Origin of the sequence: Tropicimonas sp. TH_r6 (assembly GCF_033101155.1) — a bacterium.
Taxonomy (GTDB): domain Bacteria; phylum Pseudomonadota; class Alphaproteobacteria; order Rhodobacterales; family Rhodobacteraceae; genus Tropicimonas.
The window spans coordinates 96,520-118,257 of record NZ_JAWMPX010000002.1 but is presented as its reverse complement, the minus strand read 5'-3'; the positions used below and the strand labels follow the sequence as shown (position 1 = coordinate 118,257).

The 21,738-nt window shown below is 64.3% G+C and carries 18 protein-coding genes and 1 other RNA gene; 7 read left to right on the top strand and 12 right to left on the bottom strand.

What is annotated here, in order from left to right:
- The 3 genes from R3X27_RS02695 to R3X27_RS02685 are packed head-to-tail and all read right to left on the bottom strand — an operon-like array spanning position 1 to position 4,897.
- Complete coding sequence (locus R3X27_RS02695; RefSeq protein ID WP_317707283.1) at positions 1 to 801, bottom strand: SapC family protein; 801 nt, start codon at positions 799 to 801, stop codon at positions 1 to 3.
- A 45-nt stretch (positions 802 to 846) separates the two neighbouring features.
- Positions 847 to 3,009, bottom strand: a complete 2,163-nt coding sequence (locus tag R3X27_RS02690) for an efflux RND transporter periplasmic adaptor subunit (protein WP_317707282.1) — start codon at positions 3,007 to 3,009, stop codon at positions 847 to 849.
- Positions 3,010 to 3,025: 16 nt separating this feature from the next.
- Positions 3,026 to 4,897 carry an HlyD family efflux transporter periplasmic adaptor subunit gene (locus R3X27_RS02685; RefSeq protein ID WP_317707281.1) on the bottom strand — a complete coding sequence of 624 codons (1,872 nt, stop codon included), beginning with the start codon at positions 4,895 to 4,897 and terminating at the stop codon, positions 3,026 to 3,028.
- A 676-nt stretch (positions 4,898 to 5,573) separates the two neighbouring features.
- Here R3X27_RS02685 and R3X27_RS02680 point away from each other — a divergent pair.
- Positions 5,574 to 6,965 (top strand): multicopper oxidase family protein, encoded by a 1,392-nt coding sequence (locus tag R3X27_RS02680; protein ID WP_317707280.1) that lies wholly within the window; start codon positions 5,574 to 5,576, stop codon positions 6,963 to 6,965.
- A 13-nt stretch (positions 6,966 to 6,978) separates the two neighbouring features.
- On the opposite strand, the gene R3X27_RS02675 is transcribed toward R3X27_RS02680, so the two are convergent.
- On the bottom strand, positions 6,979 to 7,713 hold the full coding sequence (locus tag R3X27_RS02675) for a VIT1/CCC1 transporter family protein (RefSeq protein ID WP_317707279.1): 735 nt from the start codon (positions 7,711 to 7,713) through the stop codon (positions 6,979 to 6,981).
- A gap of 224 nt (positions 7,714 to 7,937) precedes the next feature.
- On the opposite strand from R3X27_RS02675, the gene R3X27_RS02670 reads away from it, so the two are divergent.
- The gene (locus tag R3X27_RS02670; RefSeq protein WP_317707278.1) at positions 7,938 to 8,774 is read left to right on the top strand and encodes a cation transporter; all 837 of its coding nucleotides are present in this window, start codon (positions 7,938 to 7,940) and stop codon (positions 8,772 to 8,774) included.
- Positions 8,775 to 8,813: 39 nt separating this feature from the next.
- On the opposite strand, the gene R3X27_RS02665 is transcribed toward R3X27_RS02670, so the two are convergent.
- The 4 genes from R3X27_RS02665 to R3X27_RS02650 form a co-directional block, all read right to left on the bottom strand.
- The gene (locus tag R3X27_RS02665) at positions 8,814 to 9,275 is read right to left on the bottom strand and encodes a hypothetical protein (RefSeq protein ID WP_317707277.1); all 462 of its coding nucleotides are present in this window, start codon (positions 9,273 to 9,275) and stop codon (positions 8,814 to 8,816) included.
- 244 nt (positions 9,276 to 9,519) lie between these two features.
- On the bottom strand, positions 9,520 to 11,349 hold the full coding sequence (locus tag R3X27_RS02660) for an ABC-F family ATP-binding cassette domain-containing protein (RefSeq protein WP_317707276.1): 1,830 nt from the start codon (positions 11,347 to 11,349) through the stop codon (positions 9,520 to 9,522).
- 122 nt (positions 11,350 to 11,471) lie between these two features.
- The gene (locus tag R3X27_RS02655) at positions 11,472 to 12,206 is read right to left on the bottom strand and encodes a GNAT family N-acetyltransferase (protein WP_317707275.1); all 735 of its coding nucleotides are present in this window, start codon (positions 12,204 to 12,206) and stop codon (positions 11,472 to 11,474) included.
- Positions 12,207 to 12,413: 207 nt separating this feature from the next.
- The gene (locus tag R3X27_RS02650; RefSeq protein ID WP_317707274.1) at positions 12,414 to 13,124 is read right to left on the bottom strand and encodes an invasion associated locus B family protein; all 711 of its coding nucleotides are present in this window, start codon (positions 13,122 to 13,124) and stop codon (positions 12,414 to 12,416) included.
- 426 nt (positions 13,125 to 13,550) lie between these two features.
- On the opposite strand from R3X27_RS02650, the gene R3X27_RS02645 reads away from it, so the two are divergent.
- Together R3X27_RS02645 and msrB are read left to right on the top strand one after the other, a co-directional pair.
- Positions 13,551 to 15,095: a helicase HerA-like domain-containing protein gene (locus tag R3X27_RS02645; protein ID WP_317707273.1), complete on the top strand. Its 1,545-nt coding sequence runs from the start codon at positions 13,551 to 13,553 to the stop codon at positions 15,093 to 15,095.
- Between the two features lie 152 nt (positions 15,096 to 15,247).
- The gene (gene msrB, locus R3X27_RS02640) at positions 15,248 to 15,652 is read left to right on the top strand and encodes a peptide-methionine (R)-S-oxide reductase MsrB (RefSeq protein ID WP_317707272.1); all 405 of its coding nucleotides are present in this window, start codon (positions 15,248 to 15,250) and stop codon (positions 15,650 to 15,652) included.
- An 18-nt stretch (positions 15,653 to 15,670) separates the two neighbouring features.
- On the opposite strand, the gene R3X27_RS02635 is transcribed toward msrB, so the two are convergent.
- Complete coding sequence (locus R3X27_RS02635; protein ID WP_317707271.1) at positions 15,671 to 16,891, bottom strand: aminotransferase class V-fold PLP-dependent enzyme; 1,221 nt, start codon at positions 16,889 to 16,891, stop codon at positions 15,671 to 15,673.
- A gap of 318 nt (positions 16,892 to 17,209) precedes the next feature.
- Between R3X27_RS02635 and R3X27_RS02630 the strand changes: the two genes are divergently transcribed.
- Positions 17,210 to 17,455, top strand: a complete 246-nt coding sequence (locus tag R3X27_RS02630) for a hypothetical protein (protein WP_317707270.1) — start codon at positions 17,210 to 17,212, stop codon at positions 17,453 to 17,455.
- A gap of 99 nt (positions 17,456 to 17,554) precedes the next feature.
- Here R3X27_RS02630 and R3X27_RS02625 read toward each other — a convergent pair whose 3' ends face one another.
- On the bottom strand, positions 17,555 to 18,541 hold the full coding sequence (locus R3X27_RS02625; protein ID WP_317707269.1) for an MDR family oxidoreductase: 987 nt from the start codon (positions 18,539 to 18,541) through the stop codon (positions 17,555 to 17,557).
- A 227-nt stretch (positions 18,542 to 18,768) separates the two neighbouring features.
- The gene (mbfA, locus tag R3X27_RS02620; RefSeq protein ID WP_317707268.1) at positions 18,769 to 19,746 is read right to left on the bottom strand and encodes an iron exporter MbfA; all 978 of its coding nucleotides are present in this window, start codon (positions 19,744 to 19,746) and stop codon (positions 18,769 to 18,771) included.
- Positions 19,747 to 19,818: 72 nt separating this feature from the next.
- On the opposite strand from mbfA, the gene ssrA reads away from it, so the two are divergent.
- Positions 19,819 to 20,170: a transfer-messenger RNA gene (gene ssrA / locus R3X27_RS02615) on the top strand.
- Positions 20,171 to 20,428: 258 nt separating this feature from the next.
- On the opposite strand, the gene R3X27_RS02610 is transcribed toward ssrA, so the two are convergent.
- On the bottom strand, positions 20,429 to 21,310 hold the full coding sequence (locus tag R3X27_RS02610) for a LysR family transcriptional regulator (protein ID WP_317707267.1): 882 nt from the start codon (positions 21,308 to 21,310) through the stop codon (positions 20,429 to 20,431).
- A gap of 97 nt (positions 21,311 to 21,407) precedes the next feature.
- Here R3X27_RS02610 and R3X27_RS02605 point away from each other — a divergent pair, with 97 nt between their 5' ends.
- Positions 21,408 to 21,710: a DUF2218 domain-containing protein gene (locus R3X27_RS02605; RefSeq protein ID WP_317707266.1), complete on the top strand. Its 303-nt coding sequence runs from the start codon at positions 21,408 to 21,410 to the stop codon at positions 21,708 to 21,710.
- The last annotated feature ends 28 nt before the right edge of the window (positions 21,711 to 21,738 follow it).

The following is a 21,738-nucleotide window of genomic DNA, read 5'->3' as shown; positions in this document are numbered from 1 at the left end:
TCAGACCGTTTCGTCTGCGGGTTCAGCGGCATCGGTCGCGGCGGCGTCCCCGTCATCGGTCCCGGTTTCGGCCTCGGGAGAGCTCCCGGCAAGGCGCTGCACCATATCGTTGAAATGGCGCAGGGAATGCAGATGCAGATAGGTGCATTCCAGCTCGTCGGTATCGAACATCTGCCGCAGCACATCGGTCTCGACGGCCTTGAGCTTTTCCCGGTCGATCACATGGAACCCCGAAACCGACCGTTCTTCGCCGCCAGCGATGCGGAACTGGGCCTGCATCGGTTGCAGCAGGTCGAGGTCCTTGAGCCGCTTGCAATAGGCCTGCGTGCGCGCGAATTGCCCTTGGTATTCTTGCAGGAAACGCAGCAAATTCTGCAGATATTGCGTCCGCTCACCGCTGGAATCGAAGAGACGTTCGCCCAGGCCTGCGCGATTGCAGCCTTCGAAGCTCTCGTCGACATGCAGGATCAGTTGCTTGCCCTCATCGCTCGAGGAAAAGACGAACGGGTAGCGGCGGACAAAGGCGGGGATGTAGCTCCCGGACCAGCGCCCATCCTCGTCGACGAAGAGGTTCTCCTCGGCGCGCGCGCCCAGGATCACCGCCGGCATCACGGCGTCCCCCTCCCCGGCAAAGACGATTGGATAGGCCGCCGCCGCGGCCGAAAACTCGACCGCCGTGAGCGGCACGGAGTTCACGTTGCGGGCAAAGCCATACGTGCCTCCTGTCTTGACCGACAGATCCCCGTGGTCCTTGAATGTGACCGGCGCGGCCTTTTCGTAAAAGAGAAGCTGTGTTGCCATGTGTCGTTTCCTCCTGTTGAGTTGCGCGTTTGGATCCGTCACGCCTCAGGCTTTGCCATTGGCGAAATATTTCAGGAATACCTGTGTGGCACCCCGGTAGAGACGTAGGACAAGTGGGCTGTCGCTATGCGCGAACCGCACCAGCACGCGGTCGCCATAGGTGCCGACAGCCACCGGGTCCTCCAGTCGCAGGTCGAGCTGGTAGAACCCTTCGAAGGCCTGGGGCCGCCCTTGCGGGCTTGCCGGATCAAGTGCGATCCGCCCGCCGCCTTCGGTCGACAGCGCCAGGGTCGGCAACTGGCGGGTGAGGGTCGGAAAGACCCGGTCGATCCGCGCTGTCCAGACCCGCTCGGGTCGGCTGGCAAAGCGCAGTTCCAAGGCCTGGGTATCCGCCCGGACCAGATCCGCCCGCGTCTCCGGCACCACGACGCGGACCAGCGGATCGGTGAACCCCGCCACCACGGCGATGCCCTGCCCGCGCCGGACGAAGCTGCCCGGCAGGTCGCTGGCATTCGGCAGGATCACGATCCCGTCCCTGCGCGCGGTGAGCGTCAGCTCGGCGATCCGGGTCTCGGTCAAGGCGAGGTCGGCCCGCGCGGCGGCGAGTTCTTCCTCGAGGATGCGCGCTGCCGTCCGGTCAAAGACCGATTCCGCAGCCAGCCGCCGCTCGATCTCGACAATCCGCGCTTCCAGCACCGCGCGGCGCGCCTCGATCAGCGGATCCTCCAGCCGGACAATCGGCGCGTTGGCCTCGACCCTGTCACCCGGTTCCACGATCAGCTCGGCAACGATCCCTTCGGAGGTGGCGTTGACGATCGCGTCGGCTTCCGGCTGCACGATGCCCTCGACCAATGTCGAATGCGGCAACGGCACCGCCATGAGCAGGCCGAGGACCAGCGCCAGCCCCCCGCCCGTCACCGCAAGCGCGCGGCCGCGCTGGCGCCGGAGCGCCGGGCTTGTGAAGAGGAACCAGATCATCTTCAGCACCGGCAGCACCAGCATCAGGAACACAGCCCAGGTCGCCAGGATCACACCGATGACAAAGAACCGAGAGGCCACAAGCGTGACGATGGAGAAGGTGATGAACAGCCGATAGATGAACGCGGCGAGGCCGTAGAAGACGAACCAGCCCCGTTCGCCCGGCGCGTTCGCGGGGCTCTCGACCCATTTCATGCCAAAGCCGTACCTCTGGACCAGGTAACCGATATACTTGTTGGCCCGTTGCCCGAGATTGGGGATTTCGAGGACATCGCAGAGCACGTAATAGCCGTCGAAGCGCAACAGTGGATTGCCGTTGAAAAGCAATGTCGAGACACCGCCGATCAGCATGACATTGAAGGCAAAGGCCCGCACGATCCCGTCTTCCGCGCCGGCCCAGACAATCATCGCCAGCGCGGCCAAGAAAATCTCCACGAGGATGCCGGCCGCCCCGACCAGCGCCCTGCGCCATTTCTCCCGAAAGGCGATGGAATCGGAAGCATCCACATAGGGCACCGGCATGAAGACGAGGAACATGACCCCGATCTCGTGTACGGACCCGCCCCATCGCTTGATCGTCCAGGCATGGCCAAGCTCGTGCAGCGCCTTGACCGCCGGATAGGCCAGCAGGATCAGGATCAGGTTCTCGGTGGCCAGCACCCGGTCCACCACGTTCTCGGTCAGCGGGTCCCAGTTGAGGGCCACCAACACCGCGCCATAGATAACAACGCCGAAGAACAGCAGCACCCCGAACCAGGAAAAGAGGGGACGCACCAACGGCATGGTCGCGGACAGGAAATCGTCCGGGTCCATCAGGGGAACCCGCAGGGCCAGCGGGTTGAGGACCGAGCGCACGACCTTCTGACGCCGGAACCGGCGGCCGCGTTCGGAAAGCTCGGCAATGTCGGAGGGAACGTCGCCTTGCAGCACATCGGCGGTGTAGAGCTGCCCGACGAGCCGGACCAGCTCCTCCTGTGTCACCGCATCGATCCGCAGATGCGTACAGGCATCCTCCCAGATCTCCTCCAGCGTCCGTTTGCCATCCATCATCGCGATCAGGCGATGCGCATCCGGTGTGAACCTGTGGAACCGGCCCGAGGCACGGTCCTGCAACACGTACCAGATCTCGCCCCGGTAGCGGTGCCGATAGATGCTCGCATGTCCCCGCAGCCGCGGCCGGAAGGCCGAGACACGATACCATGAGCCGCTGGACCAGGATCGGGTCGTCATGCGCGCGCGCTCCCCATCACGGCGCCCATTTCCAGAGAGCGAGACGCATCCAGTCCACCAGATCGTCGGTCAGGCTGGCGATCAGCAGGCGTTCGCCAATCTCGGTGCGCGCAACTCCTTCCATGCCGGGCCGCAACTTGTCGCTGCCGCCCAGAAGCTCCGCCTCGACGCGAAAGAAATTCCGCCCATCCGCCTGCTGCGCCAGCGGCGTGACCCGCACGACCCGATAGCCAAGCGGCGCCTCCGGGAAGGCCGAGACGCGCAACGTCCCCTCCTGCCCCGGTGTCACGTCCGGGATATCGCGCTCGCCGATCTCCAGGACGACACGGAAACTCGCCAGCGGCGCAACCATGAACAGCGTCTCGCCGCGTTCGATCGACGCCCCGACCCGCTGGCTGAGGTCGCCCTCCACGACATAGCCGGCAAACGGCGCCCGGATCAGGGTACGCGCGAGCTGCTCGTCCACCAACGATAGCTGCGCGTCATTCTGGTCGAGCTGCGCGCGGATGATATTCGCCTGCGCCCGATCGCGATCCGCGATCGCCCGGTCAAGCTCGCTCGTCCGTTGCTGCCGTTCGGTGACCAGACGGAGCCGTTCCAGCGACAGGTCCTTCTCGTCGAGCACCGCGACGATCTCTTCCTCTTCCACCAGATCGCCGGCGCGCACTTTCTGGGCGGCAAGATACCCGTTGAACGGCGCCACAACGCTGCGCTGCACGGTTCCCTCGAGCCGCGCCGGGGAGGACACCACGTAGTCGGTCTTTGCATAGCTGAAAAAGGCAATCAGCCCGGCAAGCGCCAGGGTCGCCATCTTGGCACCGAAATGCGATGGCCCAAAAAGCTGGCGGAGAAACCGCCCTGCGGATTGGGCGATCTTGACCGGCAACAGCCTGTCATTGGACCGTTTTTCGTCCAGAACCGGCCCCGCGACACAAGCCACCGCGTCGCACATTTCCACATCGGCCGCGGTGAAACCGTCTCCTCTCGGCCGCTCGAAACAGAGCGCCCCGACAAACGCGTCCCGCGCCTGCAACGGAATCGTCAGCACCGCGCCGACCCCGTGGCTGCGCGCCAGCTCGTCATGGGCGCGGGTCACGCGAAACTCCCAATCCTCCGGCGCCGGCCAGAGCACCACCGCGCGCTGGTCCGCCGCCTCGTCCATCGCCAGCGCAATATCCCGGATCAGGTCGGTGCGCCGCCCGAACGTAGAAGCGCTCGACACCGCTTTCACCCGCATCCCCCCGCGATGCAGGAACCCGATGCTCACGGTCTCGCAATCGAGGCGTCGGGCCAGGTCCGTCACAAGGGCGTTGCAGGCATCGTCGAAATCCGGATGTTCGAGCACCGTTGCGAGCATGTCGAAAGCCGCCGAGACCCGCTCGCGCAGCTCGCCATCCTGCGTTTCCTGCTCGCGCCGCAACAGAAGCTCGACCCAGGCCGCGCCCCACTGGAGTCGCCGAAACAGTTCCGCCGTCGGCGCCGCGCTGTCACCAACCGCCACGGCAACCGCCCCGAAAAGTTGTTCGAACACCACCAGCGGCCACGCCAGGATTCGCCCGTCATCCCCCTCGCCCACGACGACGCCGCTGCGTCGGCCGAGCGCCTGTTCGCCGGCGTCGAGCATTGCCTGTGACGGCGGCTGCCTGGCCGGCCAGGCACTCACCGGCGCGAACGGGCCAATGTCCGGAGCGTCTCCGACCAGCAGCACCCCCTGCGATCCGGCCGGCTGCTGCCGCATCAGCAATGCAAACCAGCTCTCGAGGAAATCATCGGTGCTTTCCGCCTGCTGGAACCGTGTCCACAGTGACTGGTCCAGCATGGAATAGCTGATCGGCGCATCCGAACTGGAGGAAGCTTCGTTGTCGGTCCGGTACAGTTCTGGAGACATCAATTCAGCCTTGTTCCGACAAAAAAAAGCAATAAATGCCGAAACATGGCGACGAGGAAATCCCTCGAACCTTAGCACCCAATTCCCGTTAGACACTCAAAATTTTTCCGGACTTCCTCCAGACCGGGTCTTTCGGACAAGCGGAAACACGAGATTTCGGGCGGTGGTATGGCGCTAATCAGCATGTGAAGGATCCATCCCTGTCCCTCGGAAATGCTCATCCCTCCCGCGCAATGTGGACCGTTCCGAGGCTTGGAAAACGGTTCATGATTGCACAGATGACCACGACCTCTTCGAGAGACATTGCGAAGGATGTGGCTTCTGCGTGCGTCACGGCAAGAGCCGCAGTTTTCTCCGCGGTGTGCTCACCATTTTGTCAACTCTGCAAGCTTGACCCTCCAGCGCAGGAAGGCCCGTACCTGCGCCGGTGTCGCTGTCGGTTGCGGTCCCGGTGAAGACCTGTTCATGCGGTGGAATGCTTGTCCGCCGCGCGCCTTTTGCAATGGAGTCGAATGCCTCTCTCACGCGCCTGTGGCCCCATGGCCTGTCGCACCGACATCGCCGGAATATCCCGACACTCGGGGACCCGGTCGAAATTGCGGCCCGCGCCGCCGAAAAAAATGATACTCCTTGGGGACCGTCCACGGCTCACAGGACCCAACACGGGAGCAAGACGATGATATCACGGCGATCCATGCTGGCCGGCGCTGCGGCGATGACCGGCGCATCTCTCGCGCCACGCGTCACGCTGTCGAGCGGAGCGCCGGCGGAGGTGCTCGAAGCGGCCCTGTCCGAAATGCAGATCGCGCCGGAGGGGTATCCGAAGACCGGGATCTGGTGCTATGGCGGCAGCGTCCCCGGCGCGGAGATCCGGGCACGGCAGGGCGACCGCCTGCAGCGCCGGTTGATCAACGCGCTTGACGAGCCGACATCGCTGCACTGGCACGGTATTCGCATCGACAACGCCATGGACGGCGTCCCCGGCGTGACCCAGGACGCCGTGCCGCCGGGCGGGGAGTTTCTGTATGAATTCGACCTGCCGGATGCCGGAACCTATTGGTACCACTCGCATAACAAGTCCTACGAACAGGTCGCCCGGGGGTTGCAGGGCGCCTTGATCGTCGAGGAGCCCGAGGGGCCGGACGTGGACCGGGAGGAAGTCCTTGTTCTGGACGATTTCCGTCTTGATCCGGAGACCGGCCAGATCGCCGATTTCGGCAACATGCATGATTTCAGTCACGGCGGACGGCTGGGGAATATCGCGGTCACAAATGGCATCTTCAACGCCTCGTTCTCCACACAACAGCATGAGCGGTTGCGGTTGCGGCTGCTGAACACGGCCAATGCGAGGGTCTTCGAGCTGCAGTTGCAGGGGCTCGACGGCTGGATCGTGGCGCTGGACGGGATGCCACTGGAGGTGCCGCGACCGGTTCCTGACACCCTGCGACTTGCCCCCGCGCAACGGGCCGACATCATCGTCGATGTGACTGCGGAAGATGGCGGCGAAGCGCATCTGGTCCGGCTCGATCGCGGCGACGCATTCAGCCACGTCCTGTTCACCGTCGAGGGCAAGGCGTCAGAAAACCGGCGTCCAACACCCGCGCCCCTGCCGCCGAATCCCGATATGGCGGTCACCGGTCTGGACGATGCCCTGCGCAGCACGCTTCAGATGGAAGGCGGCGCGATGCGTGGCTTTGGGTCGGCCCGGATGGACGGGCGCGAGGTCGGCTTCCGCGAGGCGGCGCAATCGATGAAGTTCTGGGCGATGAACGGCAATGTCGGCATGCCGGAAGACCCGCTGCTGATTGCCGATCGCGGCCAGACGGTGCGGGTGATGTTGCAGAATGACACGATGTTCCCGCATGCGATGCATCTGCACGGGCATCATTTCCGCGAGGTGCATGCGGATGGCACGCTCGGCCCGATGCGGGACACGCTGCTGATGTTTGGCGACGAAAAACGGGAAATCGCCTTCATGGCCCACAACCCCGGCGACTGGGTATTCCACTGCCACATGCTGACCCATGCCTATGCCGGCATGATGACCCGCATCAAGGTCCGGTCATGAAGTCAACCGCCCGCTATCCGCCGACAATTGCCCCGACGCCATAGGCCACCACCGCGCAGGCACCGCCGACCAGCACCGTCTCACCGACGCAGCGCAGCACGCTCTCCCGGGTCGACCACCATCGCAGAAGTCCCAACAGGACAAGCGCCGAAAATGTGGCCGCGAGGGAGCCGTAGAAAGTCGCGTCCGTCGGTTCGAACAGGAAATACGGCATCAGCGGGATCGACCCGAAGGTGAGAAAAGACACGAAGGTCATCAACCCGTCCAGCGCGGGCGAGCCATTGCGCATGTCCGGCATTTCCAGCTCGTAGCTCATCATCATATCGGCAACGATCTCCGGGCATCGAATCAACTCGCGGGACATATGCTCCGCGGCCCCGGCATCCAGCCCCCGCTCGACCAGCATCTGGACGATCTCGCGCCGCTCCTGCTCGGGATTGGTCTGCAACTCCTCCAGTTCGACCCGGCGTTGCGAGACATAGAGATCACGCTGCGACCGGGTCGACAGGAACTCGCCCAGCCCCATCGACACGGCATCGGCGAAGAGATTGGCCAGTCCGAAGACCAGCACCGCCAGCCCCCCGATCTGCGCCACGCCGTCGGCAGTGGCTCCTGCGAAACCGGCGACGATTGCGAATGTCGTGACGATGCCGTCATTGCCGCCATAGACGATCTGCTTCAGGTATTCCTGAATCTGCCCCAGGCCGTGTTCCTGCCGGCGGTGATCGCGCCAGTCGATTTTCAACACAATTCACCTCTGTTCATCGGTCGCTCTCTGGATGCTATCGCGAAACCCGGGGCGGCGCACGGACAGCCGGCTCCCAAGACGCCGGCCGGGGAGACATGCGCGCCGCCAAAGGAGTCTGCCTTGACGGAAGCCGCATCCGGTTTCACCGCCCAAGCGCGGAGGGCGGGCTTTTCCCCAGCCTGTTCCCGGATTACGGTCCAGCGACAAGGCCGGAGATTGCCGAATTGGACCAAGCTGTAGAATACCGCGTGACGGGTATGGATTGCCCATCCTGTGCCGCAAAGATCGAAAAGGCCGTGCGATCCGCGGGGATCGATAGGCTTCGGATCTCGACGGCCTCGCAGATCCTCTCGCTGGGTGTTTCGCGAGGCGATACGCGCCTGGCAGGTGTCGAGCGCGCCGTCACCGACGCCGGCTACCACCTCGACCGCCTCCCGACCGAAGCCGTGACCGAAAGCGCCGATGCCCGGCCACATCTCGCTGCCGGATACAGGCGCGCGCTCTGGATCGTCCTTGCCCTCAATCTGGGCTACGGGGTGATCGAAATGGTCGGCGGCTTCCTCGCGGGATCGCAGGCCTTGAAAGCGGACGCGCTCGACTTCCTTGGCGACGGCCTGATCACATTCCTGGGCGTTCTGGCGATTGGCTGGAGTTTGCTGTGGCGCGCGCGTTCGGCGCTCATTCAAGGCCTGTTCCTGGGAGGGCTCGGGGTGGCGGTGGTCGCGAGCACTTTCTGGCGCATATTCGCCCAGCAACCTGTCGAAGCCGACCTCATGGGCAGCTTCGCGCTCATCGCCCTTGGGGTAAATGTCGCGGCGGCGCTGGTTCTGGTGCCTCACCGTGCGGGGGATGCGAATGTCCGGGCTGTCTGGCTGTTTTCGCGCAATGATGCGATCGGCAACGCGGCGGTGGTTGTCGCGGCGGTCCTTGTTGCGCTGACAGAGACGGTCTGGCCCGACCTGATTGTCGCTTTCGCGATTGCCGGGCTGTTTCTCCATTCCTCGCTGGTGATCGTGCGCGATGCGCTTCGGGATATCGCATCCGAACGCTCTGCCGACTGAACGGTCAGAGACGCCTGGCTCAAGGCACATGGCCCCCGCTTACCCGTTGTTCCAGCGCATCCCACGCCCTTGCCCGGCGCCGCGTCCGGCCCGACCGAAATCGGCGGCCGTCAGGACACCGTCTCCGTTGCTGTCCAGGCGGTCGCGCCAGAGCCGCGCACCGGCGACGTATTCCCTCTGGCTGACGCGACCATCTCCATTCGTGTCGATCTGGGTCCGAAGGGCGCCCTGCGTTGAGCGCAATGTGCTGGCCTGACGCCCGCTATTGGATTTCGGGGTGATCCGGTCAAATTCAGCCGCGGAAAGACCCCCGTCGCCATTGCTGTCATAGGCCCGGAAGAGCGCGGCGCGGCCGGTCTCGATCTCGGTCAACGTCACCCTGCCATCATTGTTCGCGTCCCATCGCGCAAGGGCATTTCCCATGGGCACGAATTGCTGTGCCGGGGCGGACGTGCCCAAGAGGGCAAGGCTCATTGCAATCGGAAGTGCGAAGCGGATCATCAAATCCTCCAATACGTCAACGTCGCGCTATCCTGATACGCAGTTTGTGCCGATTTTCCGTCGGCTGCCAGCTTCATTTTCGCACTCGGGCACCGATTTGTCGCGTTGGACAGACATGTCAGCCGAATGAACGTCCGCCCGTCCATGCCTTTCGCCATTCGTCCTAGGCCCCGCAGCCTCGAAAAACCGAGATTTGCGGGTATCGACGGGCCCGTCGGACCCTCGCACCACCGCCCCGACCGTTTCAGCCCGCGGCCTTTTCCTCAAGCTCCAGCCACTCTTCTTCGGCTGCCGACAGGGCCTGCTGGCGTTCCACCAGCGCAGTGCTGGCCTTTTCGAACTTCGCGGGCTGCTTGGCGAAGAGATCCGGGTCCGAGAGGAATTGCTCCAGCTTGCCGATCTCCGCCTCCAGGCGCTCGATCTCCCCGGGCAGCGCCTCCAGCCGGTGTTTCTCCGTGAAGGTCAGGCCCGATGCGGGCTTCGCCTCCGCAGCCGGCACATCCGACGCCGACGCGCCCTGCTTCCCGGATCTGGGTTTTGCCGGCTTCGCGGCCTGCGATGTCTCCGCCCGCTGCGCCTGGTAATCGCTCCAGCCGCCGGCATAGATCATCGCCCGTCCGTCGCCCTCCATCGCCACGGTCGTCGTCGCGATCCGGTCGAGAAAATCCCGGTCGTGGCTGACAAGCAGCACGGTGCCGTCATAGTCGGAGATGAGTTCCTGCAGCAGGTCCAGCGTCTCGATATCAAGATCGTTGGTCGGCTCGTCGAGCACCAGCAGGTTCGCCGGACGCGCCAGGATCTTCGCCAGCAGCAGCCGCGCCTTCTCGCCACCAGACAGCGAATGGACGGGCGCGCGGGCCTGCGCCTCGGAAAAGAGGAAGTCCTTGAGATAGCCGACCACGTGTTTCGGTGTGCCGCGCACCATGACCTGGTCGCCGCCCCTGCCCTGCACGCGCAGCGCCTTGTCGCCGGTGAGGCTTTCCCAGAGCGTGGCATCCGGATTGAGCTGGGCGCGGGTCTGGTCGAACACGGCCAACTCCAGGTTGGTGCCAAGCCGGACCGTGCCGCTATCAGGCGCAATCTCGCCGGTGAGCAACTTCAGCAGCGTCGTCTTGCCAGCGCCATTGGGGCCGACAAATGCCACGCGCTCGCCACGCTGTATGCGCATGGAGAAGGGTTTCAGGATTGGCTTGTCGTCGTAAGCCTTGGTGATGTCCTTGACTTCAGCCACCAGCTTGCCGGAGGCCTTGCCCGTGTCGATGGCCAGATCGGCCGTCCCCTGCCGCCGGATCTGCGCCGAGCGTTCCGCCCTGAGCGCCCCGAGCGCCCGCACGCGCCCCTGATTGCGGGTCCGTCGCGCCGAAATCCCCTCGACCGCCCAACGCGCCTCCGCCTTGATCTTGCGGTCGAGCTTGTGGCGCGCCTCGTCTTCCTCGGCCCAGACCTTGTCGCGCCACTCCTCGAAACTGGTGAACCCATGCTCCTGCCGCCGCACGACACCGCGATCGAGCCAGAGCGTGGCGCGGGTCAGGCGGTTGAGGAAGGCGCGGTCATGCGAGATCAGGACGAAGGACGCGCGGGTCTCGGCGAGCTGTTCCTCGAGCCACTGGATGGCCTGGATGTCGAGATGGTTGGTCGGCTCGTCGAGCAGCATCAACTCCGGCGCCTCGGCCAGCAGCTTTGCCAGAGCCGCCCGCCGTCGCTCGCCGCCGGACGCGGTTTCGATGGGGCGGGAGAGATCGAGCTTGAGCCCTTCGCCCGCCATTTCCACCCGGTAGGCCTCGCCCTCGGGCAGCTCGGAGGTGGCGAAATCGCCCAGCGTCGCATGACCCGCCATTGTGGGGTCCTGTTCCATGTAACCGACATGGACACCCGGCGGAACGATCCGTTCGCCGGTATCGGGCTCGACCAGACCGGCCATGACCTTCATCAGGGTTGACTTGCCGGATCCATTGCGGCCGACCAGCGCCATGCGGTCGCCGGGCTGGACGGAGAGGCCGAGCTCGGAGAAGACGGGATTGCCGCCAAAGGTGAGCGAGATGTCGGAGAGCTGGAGAAGGGGTGCGCGTGCCATGAGCGCGAGCTAAGCCAGGGGGCGGGAAATATCAAGCGACGGTGTGGGATACCAAGGCCTGGCCGGCATTCTGCTTCGCGTCGTGACCCAAAGGCGGGACACCCTCGATCCTTGGTCCCGCATCAACCGGACGCCACCCCCCGCAGGAGCCGCTTGCGCGCAGGCGGGATGGCCCGGATCTCCAGTCCGGTGAAAACATGCAACGTGCCAAGGTCTCGGTCGACCACCGCATGGTCGCTGACCCAGCCTCCCATAAGCAGATATGTCCGCAGCAGCGGCGGCATGCCGGACATGGCCCGTTTCAGGTCCGGCTTGCGGCGCAACAAACCGGCAAACCGGAAGACATTCGGCGCCTTGACCCGTGGCAGCCACCGCTTGGGCGCAAGATGGCGCTCCTTGAGCAAGGCGAAGGCGTCCACATACTCCGCCGTTTCCGTGCCCGTGAAGGAGGAACAGCCGAACAGCATCTCGACCCCGGTTTCGTCGACATACCGTGTCATAGCCCCCCAGGCGACGCGCAGGATATCCGGGTCCGTCAGGTCGGGATGGACGCAAAAGCGGCCCATCTCGACCATCGGTCCGTCAAAGGCGTGCAAGGCCGACAGTTCGTAATACTGCGCCGAGTAACTCCGCCCGATCTCTGCGCCCGCCTTGAGCGGCAGGAGACGAAAGGTGCTGACAAGCCGGCCGCTCCGCGTCTCCTCCACCAATACATGGCGGCAGGTCGCATCATAGGCGTCCTCGTCCGACAGCTTTCCCCCCCGAAAACACAGCGACCGCAACGCAAGGACGGCCGCGATCTCGGCCTCGGTCTCCGCCTGGCGGGCCTGGTAGCGTCCGCGGCGCAGGTTCAGCATGCTCGGCTCCTTGCCTCGACTCGCGGCGTTTGCGTTCCGCCGCGGTCAGAAACTGGTTCCAAGCCGCCTGACATGCAAGCGAAGACGGAGTGATGACGACATTGCATCGGGCCGCTCCGCCCCGCTCTCATGAGAAAGGCCGCACCCAATACCGGGCACGGCCTTTCAAGGATCTGGCAAGCCCGGCGCCCACGTCCGGGCGCGCGATCAGTTTCCGCCCTGCGCGGAATTCGCCTTCTGGATTGCGGCCGCGCTGGCCGCCGTCAGTTCCACGATCTTGTCGAAGCCGGCGGTGAACCCTTTCAGCGACATTTTCAGGACGACCTCCTGATCCGGGGCCTGCAACGGCACGATCACCGCCTCGGCCGCATTGCCACGCTTGAAAGCAGCCACGGCATCCGGCGCAAAGGGGACCTGGGCAACGCAGAATTGCGGTGTGCAATAGTTGAACATGTGCTTGCTCTTGCGTCCGCCATCGACCGACAGCGTCAGTTGCTCGGAGAGCAGCGTCTGCAGCGGCGAGTAGAAGGTCGCAACGGCCGGGGCCGGCCCACCCTGCGGCAGGGCCACGATCTCGACCCGCACGGCCGGGTTGCCCTGATCGAGCAGCAGCTGGACCATCCGGCAGGGATCGGCCTCCAGCGTGGTGCGCAGGCATTCGATCTGCCAGTCATCGGCGACATCGGCCACATAGGGCTGGCCAAGCGCATCCGCCGCCTCCCCGGTGGCTGCTTCCTCGGTCGCCGCGGGCGCGGGTGCCTCTGTTTCCGATGCCGTGGCGTCGGGCGCTGCCGTCTCGGTCGTTGCGGCGTCCGCCTCGGGGGTCTGGGTGGCAGTCTCCTGCGCCACGGCCGGCAGAGCGGCGATCATGGCGGCCAGTGCCACGCAAGCAATACGGGAAGACGAAGGAATAATCATTTCTGGATGTCGCTTCTTTGCTCGAGGTTATCCTTGGCGGGTGGTTTAGCATGTGCAAACCCGGCTGTCAGCGATCAATGGCGCAGTCTTGCCGGATTGTGAGGGATGCGCGGAGCCTTGCCCGAAACCGTTCCCGGTCGTCAATTTCAAAAGAAACAAAAAGGGCCCATCAGGACCCTTTTTGCGGGGTGTTTTCCCCGCGATGCTTTTCGCATCGTTTGTTCTCCCTGTCGGACGGGCCGACTTGACGCGTGAGACGCTATGTCCAAGAAAAACATCCGTCAACAGTCAAAATCCCTTCCCCCCCGATTTTCATCATCAAATGAAAATATTCTTTGCCGAAAGGCTGTTGCGGCGCTGGAACATCATCCCGATGCGTGTATTTTCATCAGGATATTCTGGGTTTTGCCACGGTTGGAGCAGAAAATGAGCGCGATATTTGTTGGTGGCGGGGGCGAGGCCTATGCCACCCCACAGGAATTGATGCTGAAATACGCCAATCGGCACGGGCTGATCGCGGGCGCAACCGGGACCGGAAAAACGGTAACGCTGCAGATCCTGGCGGAGAGTTTCTCCAATGCCGGGGTCCCGGTTTTCCTTTCCGATGTGAAGGGGGACCTGAGCGGCATGGCAGCTTCGGGCTCCGCGGAAGCGCCGTTGCACGCCCCCTTCATGGAGCGCGCGGCGACGATCGGGCTGGACCTGACTTATGCCGCCTGTCCGGTCACCTTCTGGGATCTCTTTGGCGAGAAAGGGCACCCGGTGCGGACCACGGTCGAGGAGATGGGGCCGCTGCTGCTGTCGCGGCTGCTCGATCTGTCGGAGGTTCAGGAGGGGATCCTCAACATCGCCTTCCGCGTGGCGGATGAACAGGGGCTGGCCTTGCTCGACCTGTCGGATCTGCAGGCGCTTCTGGTCTGGGTCGGCGAGAACCGCAAGGCGCTCTCGCTGCGCTATGGCAACATTTCCACCGCCTCTGTCGGCGCGATCCAGCGCCGCCTGCTGATGCTGGAGAACGAGGGCGGCGACCGGCTCTTCGGCGAACCGGCGCTGGCGCTGGACGACATTTTCCTGACCGACGAGACCGGGCGGGGCCGGGTCAACATCCTTGCCGCCGACAAGCTCATGGCCGCGCCGCGCACCTATGCGACCTTCCTGCTCTGGCTCCTGAGCGAACTTTTCGAGACGCTTCCGGAGGTCGGCGATCCGGACAAGCCGAAGCTGGTCTTCTTCTTCGACGAGGCGCATCTGCTCTTCGAGGACGCCCCCAAGGCATTGGTGGACAAGGTCGAACAGGTCGCGCGCCTGATCCGGTCCAAGGGGGTCGGGGTCTATTTCGTCACCCAGAACCCGGCGGATGTGCCCGATGACATCCTCGGCCAGCTTGGCAACCGCATCCAGCACGCGCTGCGCGCCTTCACGGCCAAAGACCGGCGGGCGCTGAAGCAGGCCTCCGAGACCTATCGCGACAATCCCCGGTTCGACATCGAAGCCGCGATCCGAGAGGTCGGGACCGGCGAAGCGGTGACCTCGCTGCTGGTGAGGAAGGGCGCGCCGGGCGTGGCCGAGCGGACGCTCATCCGCCCCCCCTCCTCTCAACTCGGCCCGCTCGACGATGCCGCGCGCGCGGTGGTGATGGCCGCCTCCCCGGTGGCCGGGAAATACGACACGCTTCTGGATCGCCGCAGCGCTCAGGAGATCCTCGCGGCACGGGCGGAAGAGGCGGCGCGGGCGGCAGAAGAGGTCGAGGCCGATGAGGACGAGGCGCCGATGGCGGAGCGCGAGTATCGATCGGCGCGGCGCTATTCGGGCAGCCGTGTCGGACGGTCGAGTTCGAAGCCGAAGCGGCGGTCCTCGCGATCGGATTCCGTCGGCGAGACCTTTGCCAAGAGCTTCGCCCGGCAATTGGGAACGCAATCGGGCAAGGCGATCGTGCGCGGTGTGCTCGGCGGGCTGTTTCGCGGGCGGTGAGAGGTTGTTTCACTTCAGAGGCAAGTACGCGCGACAACAGCCGTGCCATTCAGCGCTCCGTTCAATCGCGCTCCGGCAATCGTGAGCTTCGACGGCCTTCCAAATGCGCAAATCCGGGTTAAGTCTTGGGGGCAACAGGATGGGAGAGCCGCATGAGTGACAAGGTGACAAAGACCGACCTCCAATGGCGCCAGACATTGGGCGATCTGGGGTACGAAGTGATGCGCAACCACGGCACGGAACGCCCGTTCACCCATGACGATTTCCCGGAGACCGCCGGCACCTTCCGCTGTGCCGGCTGCGGAGCGCCACTGTTCGAACAGAGCGACAAGTTCGATGCCGGCTGCGGCTGGCCGAGCTTCACGCGCCCGCTGGAGGATGAAGGGATTGGCGAGAGCCGGGACGCGCGGCACGGCATGGTCCGCACGGAGGTCCATTGCGCCCGCTGTGACGGCCATCTCGGCCATGTCTTCCCGGACGGCCCCGCGCCGACCGGTCTGCGATATTGCATCAACGGTGTGGCGCTCGATTTCAAACCGGATGGCGGCGCAGAGTAGCCCCGCGCCGCGTTTGGCTCAGAGTGTTGCATCCAGCGCGGCGAGCAGCTGATCGATCTCGGCCTTGCAAGTGTAATGCACGAAGCTGAGCCGCAGCACGCCCTTGTCGAGATCAACGCCAAGCGCCTGCAACGGCCGGACCGCGTAGAAATCGCCCCCCCCCGCCATGATCCCGTGGCCGGCGAGCTTGCGCGCCGCCTCTTCCGCATCGCGTCCCAGATCGACGGCGATGGTCGGCGCGCGACGATCCGCGTCGCGCGGACCGATCAGGCGCAGGTCGTTGCGGCCGGCAAGATAGTCGAGCAGCGGCTGCATCAGCGCCGCCTCATGCGCCCGCATCAGGTCGTGCACCCCTGCCCCGCGTTCCACCGCGCTGCCCTCGATGCCGTGATGGGCCGCCAGCAGGTCGATGTAATCCGCCATACCAGCCGAGGCCGCGACCTGCGCATGGTCCGGCCCGGCCGGAGTGAAGCGCTTGTAGAGCACCTCGCCATTGAAGAAATGCGCCTGATTGGGCAGCTCGAAACCGAGTTGGCGACGGATCACCATCACCCCCTGATGCGGACCGTAGGTCTTGTAGCTGGAGAAGAGATAGATATCCGCCCCGAGCGCGCCGACATCCGGCAGCCCGTGCGGCGCATAGGAGACGCCGTCCACGCAGGTGAAGGCGCCGGCGGCATGGGCGGCGGCGGTGATGGAGGCGACATCGTTGATCTCGGCCACGACATTGGAGCAATGCGGGAAGCAGACCAGCCGCACCTTGCCATCTTCCAGCAGCGGCCCGAGTGCTTCGGTGTCCAGCGATCCGGTCTCCGGATCGATCCGCCATTCGCGCACCTCGATCCCCTCCTCGGCCAGCCGCCGCCAGGGTCCGGAATTGGCCTCGTGATCCTGGTTGGTGACCACGATCGCCTCGCCCGGGGTCAGCCAGCAACGGACCGCATTGGCCAGCACGAATGTGTTTTGCGAGGACGAGGGGCCAAAGGAGAGCTCATCCGTCTCCACACCGAGGATCGCCGCGAGCCGTTCCCTCGCCTCGTCCATCTCGGCACCACCGGCCTCGGACACCGCGTATGGGGCATAGGGCTGAACCTTGCGTTCGCGGTAAAAGCGCGTGAGCCGATCGATCACGGGGCCGCATGTATAGGAGCCGCCGGCATTCTCGAAAAAGGCCTGACCTTGCAGCGACGGTTCGGAGAAGGCTGGGAAATTCGAGCGCACGAAGTCGATATCGAGCATGGGTCCTCCAAGGGAAAACGGCCGCGGCCAGTGGAAGCCGCGGCCGCGAGATTAGCTGTCACTCCGGGAAGGGCAAGCGTTCCGGCGAGCTTTTCGGGGTCACGCCCAGAGCCAAAGAGACGCAGTGCGCTGGCGCCCGCTGACGAAAGGCGCCCGCTCGGCAGGCCGTCCCCCTCCGTCTCGCCCGGCACTTGCCGTGACGCCCCCCCAGATCATGACGTGGCTCCCGTAGATGTGAGCATTCGCTGGAATTTGGACCAGCTTCATGTTACGTAACGTCACTGTTTCGTCAATTTTCCCAACAATTGGTAGACCGCTATGCTTCTCAGGCTCGTTGACAAGGACTCCTTTGACTACACCGAAGCAAATCACGATGTGATCCTGGAGAAAGACAGCGCCTGCGTGCCGCTTATCGGGGATCTCGTGAAAGACGGCCACAGTCTGAGCGCCTACAAGATCTATCGCGTCGAAAGCCGGCTCTTCCGATCCAAGCCCGTGAAGAATGGCGACGCAACGGATTTCTCCTGCGTCTATCTTCTGGTCTCGGAAATGTCGCAAGCCTGACCGCGCCGCACCGTACCAGCCGAGAGCGCCCGCCCTGTCGAGAGGCGCGTCGGTGATGTCGCGGGCCCGGCGTCGGGCCCGCGTAAAGGCTCATTGCTGTCAGACCGTCACATCGACCACGACACGACCACGGACCTGGCCCTTGAGGATGTCTGCCCCGAGTTTCGGCAGATCGCCAAGCCCAGCATCGACGATCATGCCCTCGAGTTTCTCCATCGGCAGGTCGGAGGCGATCCGCTGCCAGGCCACGAGTCGGTTCTCATAGGGTTGCATCACGGAATCGATCCCCAGAAGGTTCACACCGCGCAGCAGGAAGGGTACCACCGTTGCCGGCAGTTGCGCCCCGCCGGCGAGGCCGACCGCGGCCACCGAGCCGCCGTATTTCATCTGCCCCAACACGCGCGCCAGCATGGCACCGCCAACTGCGTCCACGCAACCGGCCCAGGTTTCCTTCTCCAGCGGACGTTTCACCGTCTCGGCAAGCTCGTCCCGGGTGATCAGCTTGGAGGCGCCCAGATTGGCAAGATATTGCGACTGCTCCGGCCGCCCGGTCACCGCCGCCACGTCATAGCCGAGATTGGCGAGGATCGCCGTGGCCACCGAGCCCACGCCACCCGAGGCACCGGTGACGAGAACCTCGCCCTTCTCCGGCGTCAGCCCATGCGCTTCCAGCGCCATCACCGCCAGCATCGAGGTGAAACCGGCCGTACCAACCGCCATCGCCTGTTTCGTGCTCAGCCCTTCCGGCAGCGGCACCAGCCAGTCCGCATTCACCCGCGCCTTCTCGGCATAGCCGCCCCAATAGGCCTCGCCCACGCGCCAGCCGGTCAGCACGACCTTGTCGCCCGGCTTGTAGCGGTCATCATCGCTGGTCTCGACGATGCCGGCGAAATCAATGCCCGGCACATGCGGATAGGTACGCACCAAGCCGCCGCCCGGACCGACACAAAGCCCGTCCTTGTAGTTCACCGTCGAAAACTCGACCGCGACCGTCACATTGCCCTCGGGCAGACGACTCTCGTCGATATCCTGCACCCCGGCTGAGGTCTTGCCGTCCTCGCCCTTCTCCACGATCAAAGCACGCATGGTGGCACACTCCTTGCTGCGGTGCCGTCAACGCGGCACGTCTTCTGAGAAACAATTCCGAAGGGAACACACCGATTCCCCGTTCACGCAGTCGATAGCCTAGCATGGCAAAAAATCGCGCGTGACCCGTCCCAAACTTCAATACGTCACAGAAACCGATTTCAATCGATTTTGCTACATAGCGGATTTGCGCCCCGACCTCGGCAGCACCGATGTCCGGCGCGCCGTCAGCCGCTGCCGATCAGGATGCCGGCCGCCAGCACCAACCCGCCGCCGAGAACGACCTGCATCGCCGCGCGCCAGAAGGGCGTCTGCATGAAGCGTTGCTGGATCCAGGCAATGGACCAAAGCTCGATGAAGACAACGATCATGGCGATGATGGTCGCGGTCCAGAAATCCGGGATCAGATAGGGCAGCGCGTGGCCCAGGCCGCCGATCGTCGTCATCACGCCCGATGCAATGCCGCGCTTGACCGGAGAGCCGCGCCCCGAGAGTGCGCCGTCATCGGAGGCCGCTTCCGTGAAACCCATCGAGATCCCTGCCCCCACGGAGGCTGCAAGCCCGACGAGGAAGGTGTTCCAGGTGTCGCCGGTGGCGAAAGCGGCCGCAAAGATCGGCGCGAGGGTCGAAACCGAGCCATCCATGAGCCCCGCCAGACCCGGCTGCACCCAGGTCAGGATGAATTGCCTCCGTTCCTGGTGATCCTCCTCGGCCAGCGCCTCTTCGGTCAGGTGCATTTCGGCCAGTTCACCGGCCTTGCGTTCATGCCCGGCCTCCGCGGCCGCGAGATCTCCCAGCAGCCGGCGCGTCTCGACATCTCCGACCCGTGCGGCGGCCGTCTCGTAGAAGTTGCGCGACTCGTATTCCATCTCGGCCACGATTTCCCGCACCCGGGACATCGGCAGCTGTTCCAGCAGCCATTCCGGTTTGCGCTCGTAGAACCCGGCCACATGGGCGCGGCGAATGAGCGGAATCGAGGGGCCGAAACGGATCCGGTAGAGCGCGATCAGGCTCTGCCGGTGCCGGTCTTCCTCGGCCGCCATGTCCATGAAGAGAGCCGCACTGGCCGGAAAATCCTTCTGAAGCCGGGTGGCGAAGTTGCGATAGATCCGTCCGTCATCCTCTTCCGAGGAGATCGCCAAAGCCAGAATCTCCTGTTCCGTCAGATCCTTGAAGTGCATCTTTGACGTAAAAAGGGAAGTCATGCCGTCGCCCCGAAAGCTGTTTCTCTGCTGCATCTACACCGCGCGCGCCGTTCAGGCAAATGCTGCGGAATACGGCTTGAAACAGCCGCCCACAGCGCCTAAATTCACTGTGTTCCTTCGGGAAATATGGCGATAAACGCGCTCGTAATAAACGGCTCGGACCCGGGGGCGGTACCCGGCGGCTCCACCAAACATCCCTTATTGGGGGATCATGGGGCCGAAATAGGATCGACGGACGTCTAAAGGGGTTAGCTTTTGCTCGGTGAGGTACCACCGATATCGGTCCGTTAAGCATAATTGCCAATAACAATCATGCTCCGGTGGCAGTCGCTGCGTAATGCAGTGATTTCTATCGAAATCTAAGCCCAGTCCTCTAGCAAGGGCTGGCGGGGTTCGCAGGTACCTGGCAACAGAAACCTGCACCTTTCCCCCGCATATCCCTGATCTGACTGGCCCTTTTGGCCTTCGGGTGCGCTGTCCTCCCCGCCACCTGTTGCCTCGGCACCCTTCTGCAGAAGCGCCGTGCGCCGCATCGGCTTCAACACCCGTAGATCCGTGCCCTCGCCCGGGTTGACGCTCGTGGCCATGGCCGAGGAAAAAACGGACACGAAGATCACGGCTCGCCCCCCCCGTCGAGGGGGACACCTCTCGCTGGAGCCCCCCCTTTCGCGCCGGCCTCGCCCTAGCGGTATCTGTCGGCGAGAAATCGCACGAAGAGCAGGGTCAGGTTCTCCCGCCGCGACTGGTCCGGCCAGACGGCATGCAGGCCAAGCGGGCGCAGGCCCCAATCCGGCAGGAGCCGCACGAAGGCGCCGGTGGCCTCGCCCCGCGCCGCAAGGTAGGACGGCAGGATCGTCAGGCCGAGATTCAGCCGCGTGAAATGGTAGAGCGCCTCTGCGCTGTCCACCTGCAACTGCGACTGCCCGAGCACCTTCACGCTGCTGCCCTCAGGCGAAAAAAAGTCTTCCGTGTCAGGCCGATGCGCAAATCCGATCCAGTCCCAGGCTTCAAGATCCGTAGGGTGCTCCGGGCGCGGGCGCGAAGCGGCATAGTCAGCCCCGGCCACCAGAACCCGTTCCATGTCGCCCAGCTTGCGTGACATCATCGAACTGTCCTGAAGCCAGCCAGCGCGGATATTCACGTCGAACCCGTCCGAAAGAAGATCCACACGATAATCCGTGTAGGAGACCGACAGCGCCACATGCGGGTGCAGCCGGATGAACTCGGCAATCGCCGTCGAGAGGCCGGAACCAGCCATGAACGCCGGCACCGAGACCCGCAACGCGCCCGCCGGTTCCAGCGAGAGCGCGTTGAGTTCGTTCAGCCCGGTTTCGGCGCTGCGCAGCATGTCGCTGACCCTGGAATAGAAGACCCGGCCTTCGCTGGTCAGGGCGATCTTGCGCGTCGTGCGGTAGAGCAGCGTGGCGCCGAGATGCGCTTCGAGATCGGAGACCGTCTCGCTGACCCGCGACGGCGAGAGCCCGATCTCCCGCGCCGCGGCCCGGAAAGAGCTCGCATCCACAACCCGCGCAAAAACAGCCATATGCCTGAGATGGTCGATCATTGTTCCGCCCTGCCGAACTATGACTTCTGATAACACCGGATACCCCGTGGAATAAAGACCGTTTAGCGTCCGTTGCAACAGATCAAGGAGCGACGGCATGGAAAAACATGCGCAATTCGAAACCGAGCGAGCGCAGCGCCATATGTCCGCGCTCTGCCACCATTTCGGCCGAAAGGTCCCGGTCCATCTCGGCGAGAGCACGGGCCGGATCGAGCTGCCTTTCGGGGAGTGCATCCTGTCGGCGGATGCGGCGCGCCTGTGGCTCGAGGTCACGGCCGAAACCGCAGAGGAACTGGAGCGGGCGGTCAAGGTGATCTCCGACCATCTCGAACGGTTCGCTTTTCGCGAGGCCCCGGAGCTCGACTGGCATCCGGCTTCCCCTGCCCTGGACGCGACATGACCGCCGGGCAAGCGCTGCTCCCGACCCC

Bases quoted from the DNA above. Each gene is read 5' to 3' on its own strand.
- R3X27_RS02690 (WP_317707282.1), bottom strand. From the start codon at position 3,009: ATGACGACCCGATCCTGGTCCAGCGGCTCATGGTATCGTGTCTCGGCC.
- R3X27_RS02685 (WP_317707281.1), bottom strand. From the start codon at position 4,897: ATGTCTCCAGAACTGTACCGGACCGACAACGAAGCTTCCTCCAGTTCG.
- R3X27_RS02605 (WP_317707266.1), top strand. From the start codon at position 21,408: ATGGAAAAACATGCGCAATTCGAAACCGAGCGAGCGCAGCGCCATATG.
- R3X27_RS02635 (WP_317707271.1), bottom strand. From the start codon at position 16,891: ATGCTCGATATCGACTTCGTGCGCTCGAATTTCCCAGCCTTCTCCGAA.
- msrB (WP_317707272.1), top strand. From the start codon at position 15,248: ATGAGTGACAAGGTGACAAAGACCGACCTCCAATGGCGCCAGACATTG.
- R3X27_RS02650 (WP_317707274.1), bottom strand. From the start codon at position 13,124: ATGATTATTCCTTCGTCTTCCCGTATTGCTTGCGTGGCACTGGCCGCC.
- R3X27_RS02695 (WP_317707283.1), bottom strand. From the start codon at position 801: ATGGCAACACAGCTTCTCTTTTACGAAAAGGCCGCGCCGGTCACATTC.
- R3X27_RS02645 (WP_317707273.1), top strand. From the start codon at position 13,551: ATGAGCGCGATATTTGTTGGTGGCGGGGGCGAGGCCTATGCCACCCCA.
- R3X27_RS02630 (WP_317707270.1), top strand. From the start codon at position 17,210: ATGCTTCTCAGGCTCGTTGACAAGGACTCCTTTGACTACACCGAAGCA.
- R3X27_RS02610 (WP_317707267.1), bottom strand. From the start codon at position 21,310: ATGATCGACCATCTCAGGCATATGGCTGTTTTTGCGCGGGTTGTGGAT.
- R3X27_RS02625 (WP_317707269.1), bottom strand. From the start codon at position 18,541: ATGCGTGCTTTGATCGTGGAGAAGGGCGAGGACGGCAAGACCTCAGCC.
- R3X27_RS02655 (WP_317707275.1), bottom strand. From the start codon at position 12,206: ATGCTGAACCTGCGCCGCGGACGCTACCAGGCCCGCCAGGCGGAGACC.
- R3X27_RS02660 (WP_317707276.1), bottom strand. From the start codon at position 11,349: ATGGCACGCGCACCCCTTCTCCAGCTCTCCGACATCTCGCTCACCTTT.
- mbfA (WP_317707268.1), bottom strand. From the start codon at position 19,746: ATGACTTCCCTTTTTACGTCAAAGATGCACTTCAAGGATCTGACGGAA.
- R3X27_RS02665 (WP_317707277.1), bottom strand. From the start codon at position 9,275: ATGATCCGCTTCGCACTTCCGATTGCAATGAGCCTTGCCCTCTTGGGC.
- R3X27_RS02680 (WP_317707280.1), top strand. From the start codon at position 5,574: ATGATATCACGGCGATCCATGCTGGCCGGCGCTGCGGCGATGACCGGC.